A 13,576-nucleotide genomic window follows, 5' to 3' on the forward strand; every position below is an offset into this window, starting at 1 on the left:
CAACACTAGCTTTTTGATTTCAATTATTTGGCAGCAAGATTAAAGTGTAATTTTCGCAGGGGATAAACTCTCCTTTTTTTATCAGAAAGGCGATATGATAAATACCTTTCAATAACCTTAATAGCATATAAACGACACTCCCTATATAAATCACTTTGAGCATAAAACCCCAATCTACAGAGTCGGTTTGCGGAGTGGAATCCACGAGTAGGGTAGCTACATTTTGGGTCGTGGCACTCACAACTTCAGGAATTTCGGTAACGGTAGTATTGACCTGAATCGCTGGTAATGCCAAGGAAATTACTAAAGTTCCTAGTAAATACAGACGATTGAGCTTAAAAAAGGTATGCCGTCGTAGCATGAGCCAATAGATGCCATACAATAAAACCCAATAGAGGTTTACCTTAGTAAAGTACAGAAGAGTATCCATTATTGGCCAAGGTTGTTTTTCTTAACAAACTCCATGATTTCATCTAATTCACTGGCATTCAACTTTTTATCATTAAAGAAAAAAGATACCAAATTTGCCGCTGAATTTTCAAAGTAGTTGCCCATTAGCTGCTCTACTTCGTGCCGTTTATACTCCTCTTCAGTGATTAGAGGAAAATATTGATGCGTACTACCATAGGTAATATGACTCACGATATTTTTCTTCTCCAATATTTTGATGAAAGTCGCCACGGTATTGTAGGCCGGTTTTGGGTCAGGCATTTGAGCTAATATTTCCTTGACAAATGCTTTTTGCAGTTTCCATAAGATTTTCATAATCTCTGCTTCTGCACGAGTTAATGACCGAATTTCCATGATATTAGGCTTTCGTAAATAGATTTGTTTCAGATGGAGACAAAGTTACTCCTAATAAATTAGTTATGCAACTAATTTATTAGGAGTAACTTTTAAGAAGACTGCTAAAATAGCTCTAATCCTCAGGGGGAGAAGTATACTATTCTTGATTTTACGTTAATTATCATTACACATCAACCACAACTGACAATCAACACAGCCTCTCAAAAAACATTTAGCGATTTAGCGGAAACCAACCATTTTTACCGTCAAAGAATGGGTAGAAAATAGGGAGTATCTATTAGCCAGAAGCTAGCGTGGTGGTAAAATTAGCGCTAAAGCCTCTGTAATATTCTATAACTTTGCCCAGTTACTTAACTTCGAACCCTCAATAATTCATGAAATTAATCGACTTCATTAAAAGAAAATGGGGATTGTCACTTCAAGCAGTTGAAATCGCAGCTCCGATTGTTGAGAGAGTTGGTTGGACTGGACAAGATTTTGAATTTCTGATTGTAGGTGAAATCAATGTATTTTCTGATTTCGACCAACTAATGACACCAAATTCGCTTGAGTGGACAAAAACTCATAAAAACGGTTGGGATTATTACCAAGTTGGGCAAGATGAGTTCAGTTATTCTTTTGAGGAGCCAGGCATACAAATGACATTCAATGAAGAAATTAGTTTTGATAAAGCAAAGAAAATTGGGGATGAAGTAATTCTAAACATCCATTCTACTGGTCAAAAGGCTGAACTATTTATACTGGATAAGAGAAAAGTTTATCGACTTAAATGATAGCTGAATGCTAGGTTGTAACTCGCTTTGGCAGTTGCACACTCCATCAAAATAACTTCATAGCTCACACATTCAGAAAATGACAAAAGCTGCCTTTCAACTTTCCAATCCCGAACTTGAAGGAGAAATTTACTACTTGACAGAACAAGAAGGTGGCCGAAGGAACCCTATCACATCGGGGTATCGGGGTCAGTTTTACTACAATGGCAGAGATTGGGACGCGCCTCAAACATTGATTGATAAAGAGCTCTGTTACCCAGGTGAAACTGTAAAAGTTAGTCTTCAAATGTTAAGCCCCAACTTTCACGTTGGGCAATTTTACGTTGGCCAAAGCATTGAAATAAGAGAAGGAACTAAAACCGTCGGCCGTGGTAAAATCACTCAAATTTTGAGGAATGATTTTAATTATTGGGATTTCGACACTTTGTTCAGAAACCTACAACCTGAGCAAAAACCATTTGATTTTCAATACATTAAAAAATTCTCCACAAAAATCCATCACGGATTAGCATCCATTCAACAAATTAACAATCTAATTTTCAAAAAATCCTTGTCGAATCCCTACCAAATGCTGACCGTCGAGTGTAAATTAAAATACAAGGGCTGTCAAGCACAGGCACTGGTAGATGAAATCTGTAACCGTTGGAGAGAAGAAATACACCTAGACAACTCTCATTACAAAACAGAGCTACTATTTTCGGACAAAGGATTTTACTTTGAGCTCACTTTTGCCACTTGGCACACTAGGTTTTTGACGGGAAAAATTATAGTGAATACAACATCATAACGCCGTTCTTTGCTTTCCATCACTCCCCTCCCTTACTCATCACCATTTTCAAAAAATCTTCCCGAAAATCACCTCCGACGGGGACTTCGTCTTTCATAAATGGACGGACATTTTACGTACATTTCAAAAAAAAATTTATTTATGAATATAGCAATCAAAGAACAAGCGCGATTTGACGCAAGACTTTCAATAGTTCTGTTTACAGTCTCGCTGTATATAGCCACAAATTCTAATACCATCTAGACAATTTTATCATACTTCTACAAACACGCCCTCTTCTTCTCATATTTTTTGAAAGACAAACAACATTTCTTTGCTTTGAGGAGTATTTCCGAAGTAATTATGCAAATCAAAAGATTTACCTTGGCCACACATGCCTTAATTTGGGTACTGTTACTGGTTATTCCTTACATTTCCAGCGACCAGCTTTTTAATGCGTTAGACCCTTCGTCCGACAATAAATATCTTTTACTCTGCCTGATCTTAAGTGCCGTGTTGCTGATTATTTTTTACTTCAACTACGTTTTTCTTATCCCTAAGTACCTACTTGTCAATAAATACTGGGGCTATTTTGCGTTTCTACTGCTTGCAATAGCAGTCGTATTTTCTGTGGTCGGAGGAGTACTTTACTTTTCCAACCTCATTCATGTTTTATTACCTATAACCAATCCCCCACTCGAAAAAATATTTCCCGTTATTATCGTTAATGCTCTTTTACTGTGGCTCTTATCAATTGTATCCTCTATTCTATGGACCGTTTACAATCGATTAAAGCAAACAGAGAGCGAAAAACTTTCGGCACAAATTGCTTCACTCAAATCACAAATTAACCCGCATTTTTTGTTTAACACGTTGAACAATATTTATGCTACCGCTATCGACACCTCACCAAAAACGGCTGATATGGTTGACAGGCTTTCGGAAATGATGCGTTATTCGATGAAAGATACACAACAGGATTTTGTGTTACTGGAAGATGAGCTAAATTACATCAACAACTTCGTTGAATTGCAAAAATTGCGCTTAGACAGAAGCGTAAAACTGGAATACCATACCCTGAGTAGGGTTCCTGCCTTACGAATTGCTCCAATGTTACTTATTCCTTTTATTGAAAATGCGTTTAAACATGGAGTAAACTCTGAACAGAAAAGCCACATTAAAATTGAAATAAGCTTAGATCAAACGGAATTTCAGCTAAGTGTAATGAATAAGAAAGTGGCTGTTCAGCGGGATATTTCTGAAAGAAGCGGATTGGGAATCGATAATACAAAACATCGGTTGAACTTGATTTACCCCTCAAAACACTTACTGGTGATTAATGATACTGAAAAGGTTTTTTTTGTCTCTTTATCTATCAATTTACAATGATACATGCTATTGCCATTGACGATGAGCCGTTAGCACTTACCGTCATAAAATCACTATGTGATAAAAGTGAAAACATCAAGTTGATAAAAACATTTACTCAACCGAGTGAGGCTCTTAAGTATTTACGAAAATTCCCAATTGACTTGATTTTTTGCGATATACACATGCCCGCCATGACCGGAATAAATTTAATAAAGTCATTGCAGCAAGATACAATGGTGATTTTCACCACGGCCTTTAGTGAATACGCCGTCGTTAGTTACGAATTAAATGCCATTGATTATTTACTTAAACCTGTCAATCAAAAACGCTTTACGCAAGCGGTTAACAAAGCGCAGGAATATTTTGACTATGTAAATAAAAGGGCTTATGATGCTGAAAAAAATATTTTTATTCGTGCCGATTTCAGTTTGGTAAAAATTCCAATATCTGATATTCTCTACATCGAAGGCTTAGCCGATTATCTCAAAGTTTATATCAAAGATCGCAAAACTATTGTAGCACGAATACCCATGAAAGACATGGTTGAGAAATTACAAGGCACCGATTTCATGCGGGTTCATCGTAGTTTTATCGTGCCTTTCAGCAAAATTGAGGCTGTAAGAAGCAACACTATTTTCATTGGAGACAACGAATTCCCTATTGGAAGAACCTATGTAGATGAGTTTTTCAATCGGTATTCTCCCTAAATGCTTCTCCTAAAAACAGATACATTCTTCGCATAAATCTTTCCCTTCTTCTCAAAAATTAGCAGGTGGATTGTCCAAGCTCCAGATTTGCATCGAAATCACAAAAAACGATCGTTAAATGCAGCCCAAAACAAACACACACCTGTTATCTTATAAGCATAAGATAGCCATTGGCATTTTCATTCTTATTTTATTTAGCTCAACGCTATTGCTGGCACAATCAAAGTATACAGTAAGCGGAACGGTAAAACAAAAGTCGTCAGGCGAGACATTGATAGGAGTAGCGGTAGGAGTAGTGGAAAAACCCACTATAGGGGTAACGACCAATGAGTACGGCTTTTATTCCCTTTCGCTTCCTAAAGGCAACTACACGTTGCGGTTTTCTTACATAGGATACGAGCAGCAATCTATCCCAGTAGAATTGAATTCGAATGTTACGGTAAACGTCAATTTGGCCGACGGAGTCAGTTTAGAGGAGGTGGTCGTATCTTCTAAAAAGGAAGATGAAAATCTTACCAACGCTACCATGGGAACCGAAGTACTCAATATGAAAACTGCCACCAAAATTCCTGTCGTATTTGGAGAAAAAGACTTGGTAAAAACCATTCAATTGATGCCAGGCGTAAAATCGAACGGCGAAGGAAGCAATGGTTTTTCGGTAAGAGGGGGAGGTACAGACCAAAACCTAATCTTGCTCGATGAAGCACCTGTCTATAACGCGTCACATCTATTAGGGATGTTTAGCACATTCAATAGCGATGCTATCAAAGATGCTACTATTATCAAAGGCAACAGTCCAGCCCAGTTTGGTGGGCGTCTTTCGTCGGTGTTGGATGTAAAAATGAAAGAGGGTAACAATAAAAACTACCAAGTAAGCGGTGGGATTGGCCTCATCAGTAGCCGATTGACGGTGGAGGGTCCGATTCAAAAAGAGAAATCGTCGTTTATTATTTCTGGCCGACGAACGTATGCAGACCTTTTTGCACGGCTTTCGTCCGATTTAAAAGATGTTAAGCTATACTTCTATGACTTAAACGCCAAAGCCAATTTGGCAATTAACGATAAGAATAAGCTATATTTCTCTGGCTATTTTGGCAAAGATGTATTGGGCGTATCCAAAACATTTGGCAGCGATTGGGGGAATTCTACTGCTACCCTACGGTGGAATAGCGTACTGAGTAGCAAATTGTTTTCCAATACGTCGTTGATTTACAGCAATTATGATTTCAATGTTGGATTTAAAAGTGAAAATAGTGAGATAAATTTCAATTCTCACATCAAGGATTTGAACCTAAAACAGGATTTTACTTTTTATCCAAATGCTGACAACACCATACGCTTTGGCTTCAATGTAATACACCACACCATTACTCCTACAAAAGCCGAAGGCTCTGATATTGTGAGCAATAAAAAAGGCCGCATAGGATTAGAAAATGCAGTGTATGCGAGCAACTCCTGGAAAGTATCTGATAAGATTAATGTTGACTATGGTCTTCGGCTTTCTTTTTACAATGTTATGGGTGGGGATACCTATCATATTTACGAAAAGAATCAACTTACCCAATCCATAGAGTTAGAACAAGGGAAAGTGGGCAAAACGTATTTCAATTTGGAGCCAAGATTGGCAGCCAATTATAGATTGACTCCTAGTGCCAGTGTAAAAGTTGGCTACGCCCGCAACACCCAAAATTTACATTTGATGAGCAATGCTACGGGCGGCAGTCCTACCGACCAATGGATTGGGAACAGTTATAACATAAAGCCAGAAGTAGCCGACCAAGTGAGTTTAGGATTGAGCAAAAACTTCAACAACAATGCCATTGAACTCAATACAGAGGTCTATTATAAATCCATGCAGCATCAAATTGACTATCGAGACGGTGTCGACATCAACACCGTACCTGATATAGAAAGCGAATTGTTGTTTGGGAAAGGCAGGGCGTATGGTATAGAGATTTTATTGAAAAAGAAAACGGGAACATTAACAGGATGGATAGGATACACCCTTTCGAAGACGGAACGCCAAATCGAAGGCATCAACAATGGCCAATGGTACAATGCCAAGCAGGATCGCACGCATGATTTGTCGATAGTGGGCATTTACACGCTTTCACCACGATGGACACTGTCTGGTACATTTATCTATAGCACTGGCAATGCTGTGACATTCCCTACGGGCAAATACATGCTAAACGATATGCTGATATACCAATATGGCAGTCGTAATGCAGACCGAATGCCTGCTACTCATCGATTAGACATCGGTGCAACTTACGAAAAACCTTCCAGAGGAAAATATCAGAGTTCATGGAGTTTTGGATTGTACAATGCGTATGGCCGCAAAAACCCGTTTGCCCTAACGTTTAAAGAAAATAAAAGTAACCCAGAAAAAATCGACGCTGTACAAACTTCCCTCTTCCAATGGGTACCCAGTGTAACGTATAATTTCAAATTTTAAGCAATCAACAAAAATGAAAAATAGCATCAGCCTATTATTAGTGGTTTTATTGTTTAGCAGTTGTGAAAAAATAGTAACACTCGACTACAAAGAAAACCAATCCAGAATCATCATAGATGGCAGTATCACCAACGAAACAGGGCCATATTTCGTAAAAATCACAAAATCCCTCAAGCTGACTGAAACTGGAACGTACCCCACCATTGACAATGCCACAGTTACGATTAGCGATGATGCCGGAAACCGCGAAACTCTTATTCCACGTGGGGGTGGGCTATATCAAACTGCTCAACTAAAGGGGACAGCAGGTAGGACGTATACACTAACAGTGCAAGCCGAAGACCAAACATACACAGCCCAAAGTACTATGCCGACGCCGGTACCGTTTGAGTCTATCAAAGTGGAGGCAGTTGTTTTTACTGGTGAAACAGAATACAATTTAATCCCTGTATATAATGACCCTACTGTAAGCGGTAACAATTATCGGTTTGTAGTGTCGGTAAACGACAAACTCATCAACCAGCATCTTATCCAAAATGACGAAGTGAAAAATGGGGTGGTCAATACCCTTCGACTGGAAATCAACGATGACGACTTAAAGCTAAAACAAGGGGACGTCGTCAATGTAACCATGCAATGTATCGACAAAAATGTGGCCTTGTTTTATAAGACCCTGATGTTAATAGGCGATAGTGGCCCTGGGGGTGGTACTACACCAACAAATCCGCCAAATAATATTTCCAATGGAGCATTGGGGATATTTTCAGCCCATACAGTAGAGACGAAGGGGGTGACAATTCCATAAAGTTTTTGATAATCTTCTTGCCATGCCCAACTACAGTAAAATCTTTGACGGCGAAGAGCCCATTACTCAGCAAGAGTTTGAGGATTGGCACGAGCAAACTGTTTTGGAATTGGTTCAAAAACAACCTCATTTCTCGGTAGGTTGGGCGGCCCAAACCCTAGACTACTTCTTGCAAACGGCTGTCAAGCTGGCAGGATTTGGGCGACCCAACCTTCAAAAATGGCTTCATCCAGTTATGTTTTGTGGGCAAGAAAATGGAGGTCCCAGAGACTCCTATCAAACAAAACTAAGCGACATCACAAGTTATAGTGAATATAAAATACTTATTAACAGCCTCAATATTAAAGCCAAACAGTATAGCGATGAGTTTTTTCTGCCCTAACTGCGTTCCTCAAAATATAGCAACTACCACCAAATGAAATAGGGCAGAAAAAGCTAGGTGAAAATTATGAATAGCTGCAAAATTTTTAATTCATTTTTGCAGCTATTTTATCTTGAAAAAACATTAAGTGATGAATATTGTTTTTCAGTCCACCACTAATTTCTCCTTCAAAAATACAAGAGGTTTTAGCCATCACTCTCCTCCCTTACTCATCACTACTTTCAAAAAATCTTCCCAAAAATTGCTTCCGAGTGGTACTTCTTCTTTTTGAAGTGTACAGATATTTTACGTACATTTGTAAAAATTTTTCGTATATGAATACAACAATCAAAGAACAAGCGCGATTTGACGCAAGACTTTCAAAGGAACAAAAAGAATTCTTTGAAAAAGCCGCTTATCTAGGCGGTTTCAGAAGCTTGACTGACTTCGTGATTTTGACAGTGCAAGAAAAAGCAAAAGAAATTGTGAAGGAGAAAGAACAAATACTAGCATCTGAGAGGGACAGCCAAATCTTTTTTGACGCAATTACCAATCCCCGAAAACCTTCAAAAACGCTAAAAAGCGCGTATGAAGACTATAATGCGTTTGTATCGACTCAAAAAAATGACTGAGCTTTTAGACAAAAAACATAATCGGGAGGGTTTTGACTGTGGGAAAGAGCTTTTAAACAATTACTTAAAAACCCAAGCAGGACAAGACATCAAAAGAAAACTATCTGCCTGTTTTGTGTTATCAGATGGAGCAACCAACGATATTCAAGGCTACTATACCCTCTCGAATAATAGCATCCCCTTGAGTAGTTTTCCCGAATCCATTCAAAAGAAGCTTCCAAAATCGTACACTTCCATCCCAACTACTTTACTGGGAAGGTTAGCCATTGACAGTAAATACCAAGGCAAAGGAATCGGGAAAATATTGTTGATTGATGCTTTAAAAAGGAGTTACCACATTTCCCAAGAAATAGGCTCTTTTGCGGTTGTTGTTGACCCAATCGACGAAGACGCTGAAAAGTTTTACACGAAATATGACTTCATAAAACTTCCTGACAGCAAAAAAATGTTTATTGCTATCAAGACATTGCAGGAACTATTCACATAGAGCAAAAACAAACACCTAATCTCCCATCACTCCCCGCCCTTACTCACCACCATTTTCAAAAAATCTTCCCGAAAATTACTTCCGAGCGGCACTTCGCCTTTTTGGAGCAACAGCACTCGGTATGATTCTATGATACTGATTTTCTGAATATTGACCGCAAACGAGCGATGAAGTCGCACAAACTGAGATGCAGGCAAAAGCTCCAGTACCGACCCAAACGTCTGGGTAATGTTGAAGGTGCTGTGTTCTGTTACGAATTTGACTTGGTTGCCTTGCGCCTCTACGTAATACAGTTCGTCAAAAAACAACTTTATCAATCTGCCATCTGACTTCAGGAAAATATGGTTTTCGGGCGTGTTGGGTTGCTGCTTTAGGACAGCCTTGGCCTTGTCGATGGCTTGTAAAAAACGCTCCATCGAAAATGGTTTCAACAGGTAGTCCGTGGCCGCAAGATCAAAGGCTTCGTGGGCGTGTTCTTTGTAGGCCGTCGTAAAAATGGTAATGGGTTTGTGCGGAAGGCTTCTCAGAAAATTAATACCGTTCATCACGGGCATATTGATGTCCAAAAACAACACATCCACCCTACCCGTCTCCAAAACAGGTCTTGCCATAAACACATCAACCACCGAACCAACCACCTCTATTTCAGGCAAATACCTACAATACCCTTCGATTAGTTGACGCGCCAGTGGTTCATCATCCACTATGAGTGCCTTCAGTATCATGTCAGTCTTAATTTAACCGTAAAAGTATTGTTTTTCTGCTCGATACTTAGGTCATGGCGGTGAGGGTAAGCGAGTTCCAACCGTTTTTTCACATTGTCCAACCCCAAGCCACTGTGTTGCTCCAGCGTATTTCGGGTCACATTAGGGTCAAAACTATTTTGAACGGAAAAAAGCACCGTTTTACCCCAAATTTGGACATCTATGGCAATCTTAATCTGCGGATTTTGGGTGTTTTTGGAATGTTTAAACGCATTTTCCACAAACACAATCAAAAGCATAGGAGCAATTGGTGGGGCTTCAGCCAACGATTCGGGCCAGTTGGTGACCAGTTCCAGCCGTTCACCCAACCGTATTTTTTCAAAATCTATGTAGTTTTTCAGATAATTGATTTCGTCTTCGAGGGCTACCAACGTGGCCTTGGTATCATACACCGTATAGCGTAACAGGTCGGACAATTTGAGCAACAGCGGCGGTAACTTAGAAGCATCGTGTATCGAAAGTGCGTACAGGTTATTGAGGGTATTGAACAAAAAATGCGGGCTCAATTGGCTCTGCAAAAGTTTCAATTCGGCATCGCTTACGTCGGCTTTGGTCTCGGCGGTAGTAATTTTTTGCTCAATCTGGTGTTTGATAATAGTCACCCCCATCGTGGTAACGAACCCCAATCCCATCAAGGCCAGATTCAGGTACAACAGCACAGAAAAGCTCCCATTAAACCTTAAATAATTGGTTGCTAAGCCAAAACCCAATAAAAATCCAATAAAAAGCACTCCCAAAATCGTCACGGCGCGGTCTAGATTGCGCGGGTTTTTGCTCAAATAATACGCTGCAATAAAACGTCCTGCCGCCGCACAGCCTATCGTCAGTAAACTACTTAACAAGGCTTGGTCTTTTTCATGGTCTAAATCAATGATGTGAAAAGTAAAAAGCACCGCAAAAAACAGCCCCACCGCTCCTACGGCCCACTGAAAAAGGGTAATAACAATCGGCTTTGGTTTGCCAAAAATGAGCCAAAGTACAATCAACGAAAGGGTAAGGACGACAATATTTCCAGCCATGTTATTTTAGTTTTGGTGTCAAAAATGGAGAATCTGTTTCATTATTTTTCTCCTCGGCTGACAGAAAGGCTTTTTGGACTGACGAAAACCATAAAATACAAATTTACGCCTTGCTCCTATTCCTTCGTCAGTCGATTTTCTCTTTTTATCACAGCAGCTGCCCTTTCTGTCCGTCCCCTTCTCCAATAAACCGCCCCTTTCCGAGTTTTGCCAAAAAACCACAACGCAGCATGAAAAATTGTATTCTACTCTTTCTCTTCATTACCACCACAGCATGGGCACAAAGCAACTTGAAGGGAGAAATCAAAGACCACCACAACGAAGCCGCCGTAGGTGCCAATGTGCTATTGATTGCCTTGCCCGATAGCCAGCAAGTAGCGGGCGTCGCGACCAACGCCCAGGGCAAATTTGAGTTTACAAGCTTAAAACGGGGAAATTATTTCGTAAAAATCAGCTATTTGGGATCAAAGAAATACCAAAGCCCCACTATTCGGCTAAGCGCAACGTCTTTGGTGCTACCAACCATTTTTTTACTTTCCGAAAAAGCCAAACAACTTGCCGAAGTTGTCGTCAAAACGACGCGTCCGTTGGTGGTTCAGGAAGAGGACAAAACCGTCATCAACGTAGAAGCCATGAACGGTGCCGCCACCCTCTCCGCCCAAGAAGTGTTGGAACGAACCCCGAGCCTAGTGGTAGATCAAAACGGCAATGTACAGCTCAATGGCCGCAGCAACGTGTTGGTGCTCATCGACGGGCGGCCTACCTACATGAGCGGCACCGACTTGGTAGCTTACCTCAAATCGCTGCCCGCCCAGATGTTGGACAAGTTGGAACTGATGGACTCCCCTCCCGCCAAATACGATGCCGCTGGTTCTGCTATTGTCAATATTGTGCTGAAAAAAAATAGACTGTACGGCCTGACGGGGAACATTAGCACCAGCCAAAGTGTAGGGCATACATGGCGAAGTTATAACAACCTTAACCTCAATTACCGACAAGGAAAACTCAATCTTTTTGGGGGCGTAGGTTTACCTCGCGATGCCAATCGTACGGTTACTATTTCCACCCGAACTATCACCGAAAACACTACTAATCAAGAATATACCAGCAACAACACCGCCACTTCTGAAAGTTTGGGCGGCACAATTCGGTTGGGTTTTGATTACGACAAAAGCAAAAATACGGTCATCGGTGGGCAGCTATTTTTACAAAAAAGCCAACGAAACGACGGCGCGGTGTTTTCAAATTTGATTAACAACGAACCGTACTACGGCACCAACCGTGGGCAATTTGACTGGAACAATCTGAGTGCCAACCTCAATTTTACCCACAAACCCCAAAAACAGGGCAGCGAGTGGAGCGGCGACGTAAACTATCAACAATATGGCTCCAATGGCGTTAGAAATTTTCAGAGTAGCCACGCCAATAACACCCAGATTTTCAACAATGTTTTCTTCACACCCGCTACAATTCTGACCTTCAAAACCGATTATCGCCGTCCTGTTTCCAAAACCACAATTATTGAAATGGGGGCAAAAATAGGTTTTGTAAAAAACGCCAACGAAGCCGATGTGGAGAATAAAAAAGACCAGAACTTCGTACTTGACCCCACCAAAAGCAACCATTTTTTTTACAACGAAAACATCAATGCCGCTTACCTCAACCTACGCCATACGCTGAATAAACGCACCAGTTTGCAAATGGGGCTACGCGCCGAAAACACCAATATTGAAGGCAATCTACTGCCCAACATCGCTACCACGGGCGAGCAATTTTCGCAGCATTTTACCAACCTCTTCCCCACTTTCTTCTTTCGACGGGCGTTGGATAGCGTGGGCAAGCACAGTTTGAGTTTCAACTACGGCCGCCGCATCAACCGCCCAAGTTATCAGCAGTTTAACCCGTTTCTCAACTACGTGGACGACTACACCTTTACCAGCGGAAACCCCTCGTTGAAGCCCTTTTATCTGCACAATCTTCAACTTCGTTACCAACACAACAACGGCATTAGTGTAGGATTGGCCATGGATTTTGCCGATGGATTGAATAGTGATTTGAACATTCGTGAGGGCGATGTGTTTGTCCGAAAACCGTTCAATTTGGGCAAGGGCTATCGGTTTGGGATTGTGAGCAATTACAACAAAAAAATCAACAAGTATTGGACGACCAACGTGAGTTTTCAAGGGTTTCGCTTCAATATTCAGGGCACAGTAAACGGCGACGTGGCCGTCACTCGCTACGTGTCCTTTCGCATCAATGCAGGGCAGCAGTTTAGTTTTGGGAAAGGCTGGTCGGCGGACTTATACGCCAATATTTCGGCCCGCGACCAAGTATTTACCATGACCATGGGCAGTTTTTACTCGATTTACGTGGGCGTTGGCAAGAAAATATTGAAGGACAAAGGCAGTATCCGCTTGATGATTGACGACCCGACTTTTGCCAATTACCGCACCGAAACCATGACTAATTATCAAAATACGACCCAATACCGAAAAACACAAAGCGATACTCGCCGCATTGGGCTCAATTTTAGCTATCGTTTTGGCAACGAAAAATACACCCGTCGCCGCCAAACCGAAGACGCCGCCGAAGAAGAACGTAGAAGAGTGCAGTAACAAAGCGCTTA

At 40.9% G+C, this 13,576-nt stretch carries 15 protein-coding genes; 11 read left to right on the forward strand and 4 right to left on the reverse strand.

The window, feature by feature from the left end; all coding sequences use genetic code 11:
* Positions 1 to 19 precede the first annotated feature (19 nt).
* The gene (locus P1X15_RS16920; protein WP_277339316.1) at positions 20 to 430 is read right to left on the reverse strand and encodes a hypothetical protein; all 411 of its coding nucleotides are present in this window, start codon (positions 428 to 430) and stop codon (positions 20 to 22) included.
* Positions 430 to 804, reverse strand: a complete 375-nt coding sequence (locus tag P1X15_RS16925; protein WP_277339317.1) for a BlaI/MecI/CopY family transcriptional regulator — start codon at positions 802 to 804, stop codon at positions 430 to 432. Before P1X15_RS16925 ends, P1X15_RS16920 begins: the two co-directional genes overlap by 1 nt.
* Before the next feature lie 377 nt (positions 805 to 1,181).
* Here P1X15_RS16925 and P1X15_RS16930 point away from each other — a divergent pair, with 377 nt between their 5' ends.
* The 10 genes from P1X15_RS16930 to P1X15_RS16975 all read left to right on the forward strand — a co-directional run bounded on the left by P1X15_RS16930 (position 1,182) and on the right by P1X15_RS16975 (position 9,167).
* A complete protein-coding gene (locus P1X15_RS16930; RefSeq protein ID WP_277339318.1) occupies positions 1,182 to 1,580 on the forward strand; it encodes a hypothetical protein in 399 nt (132 codons plus the stop codon).
* A gap of 79 nt (positions 1,581 to 1,659) precedes the next feature.
* Entirely contained in the window at positions 1,660 to 2,367 is a 708-nt protein-coding gene (locus P1X15_RS16935; protein WP_277339319.1) for a hypothetical protein, read from the forward strand.
* Positions 2,368 to 2,709: 342 nt separating this feature from the next.
* Positions 2,710 to 3,735, forward strand: a complete 1,026-nt coding sequence (locus P1X15_RS16940; protein ID WP_277339320.1) for a sensor histidine kinase — start codon at positions 2,710 to 2,712, stop codon at positions 3,733 to 3,735.
* Positions 3,732 to 4,424 (forward strand): LytTR family DNA-binding domain-containing protein, encoded by a 693-nt coding sequence (locus P1X15_RS16945; RefSeq protein ID WP_277339321.1) that lies wholly within the window; start codon positions 3,732 to 3,734, stop codon positions 4,422 to 4,424. Before P1X15_RS16940 ends, P1X15_RS16945 begins: the two co-directional genes overlap by 4 nt.
* A 118-nt stretch (positions 4,425 to 4,542) precedes the next feature.
* Entirely contained in the window at positions 4,543 to 6,882 is a 2,340-nt protein-coding gene (locus P1X15_RS16950) for a TonB-dependent receptor (protein WP_277339322.1), read from the forward strand.
* A gap of 13 nt (positions 6,883 to 6,895) precedes the next feature.
* Positions 6,896 to 7,687, forward strand: coding sequence for a DUF4249 family protein (locus tag P1X15_RS16955; protein ID WP_277339323.1), 792 nt, complete (start codon positions 6,896 to 6,898; stop codon positions 7,685 to 7,687).
* 22 nt (positions 7,688 to 7,709) lie between these two features.
* Entirely contained in the window at positions 7,710 to 8,069 is a 360-nt protein-coding gene (locus P1X15_RS16960; protein WP_277339324.1) for a hypothetical protein, read from the forward strand.
* Positions 8,070 to 8,199: 130 nt separating this feature from the next.
* Positions 8,200 to 8,340, forward strand: coding sequence for a hypothetical protein (locus P1X15_RS16965; protein ID WP_277339325.1), 141 nt, complete (start codon positions 8,200 to 8,202; stop codon positions 8,338 to 8,340).
* A gap of 43 nt (positions 8,341 to 8,383) precedes the next feature.
* On the forward strand, positions 8,384 to 8,680 hold the full coding sequence (locus P1X15_RS16970) for a DUF1778 domain-containing protein (protein ID WP_277339326.1): 297 nt from the start codon (positions 8,384 to 8,386) through the stop codon (positions 8,678 to 8,680).
* Positions 8,637 to 9,167 (forward strand): GNAT family N-acetyltransferase, encoded by a 531-nt coding sequence (locus P1X15_RS16975; RefSeq protein WP_277339327.1) that lies wholly within the window; start codon positions 8,637 to 8,639, stop codon positions 9,165 to 9,167. The genes P1X15_RS16970 and P1X15_RS16975 overlap by 44 nt, the downstream gene beginning before the upstream one ends.
* A gap of 26 nt (positions 9,168 to 9,193) precedes the next feature.
* Here the strand turns inward: P1X15_RS16975 and P1X15_RS16980 are convergent, their stop codons facing one another.
* Together P1X15_RS16980 and P1X15_RS16985 are read right to left on the reverse strand one after the other, a co-directional pair.
* Positions 9,194 to 9,892: a LytTR family DNA-binding domain-containing protein gene (locus P1X15_RS16980; RefSeq protein ID WP_277339328.1), complete on the reverse strand. Its 699-nt coding sequence runs from the start codon at positions 9,890 to 9,892 to the stop codon at positions 9,194 to 9,196.
* Positions 9,889 to 10,950, reverse strand: coding sequence for a sensor histidine kinase (locus tag P1X15_RS16985; RefSeq protein ID WP_277339329.1), 1,062 nt, complete (start codon positions 10,948 to 10,950; stop codon positions 9,889 to 9,891). Before P1X15_RS16985 ends, P1X15_RS16980 begins: the two co-directional genes overlap by 4 nt.
* 230 nt (positions 10,951 to 11,180) lie before the next feature.
* Here P1X15_RS16985 and P1X15_RS16990 point away from each other — a divergent pair, with 230 nt between their 5' ends.
* A complete protein-coding gene (locus tag P1X15_RS16990; RefSeq protein ID WP_277339330.1) occupies positions 11,181 to 13,565 on the forward strand; it encodes a TonB-dependent receptor domain-containing protein in 2,385 nt (794 codons plus the stop codon).
* The last annotated feature ends 11 nt before the right edge of the window (positions 13,566 to 13,576 follow it).

Source organism: Runella sp. MFBS21, assembly GCF_029433105.1.
Taxonomy (GTDB): domain Bacteria; phylum Bacteroidota; class Bacteroidia; order Cytophagales; family Spirosomataceae; genus Runella.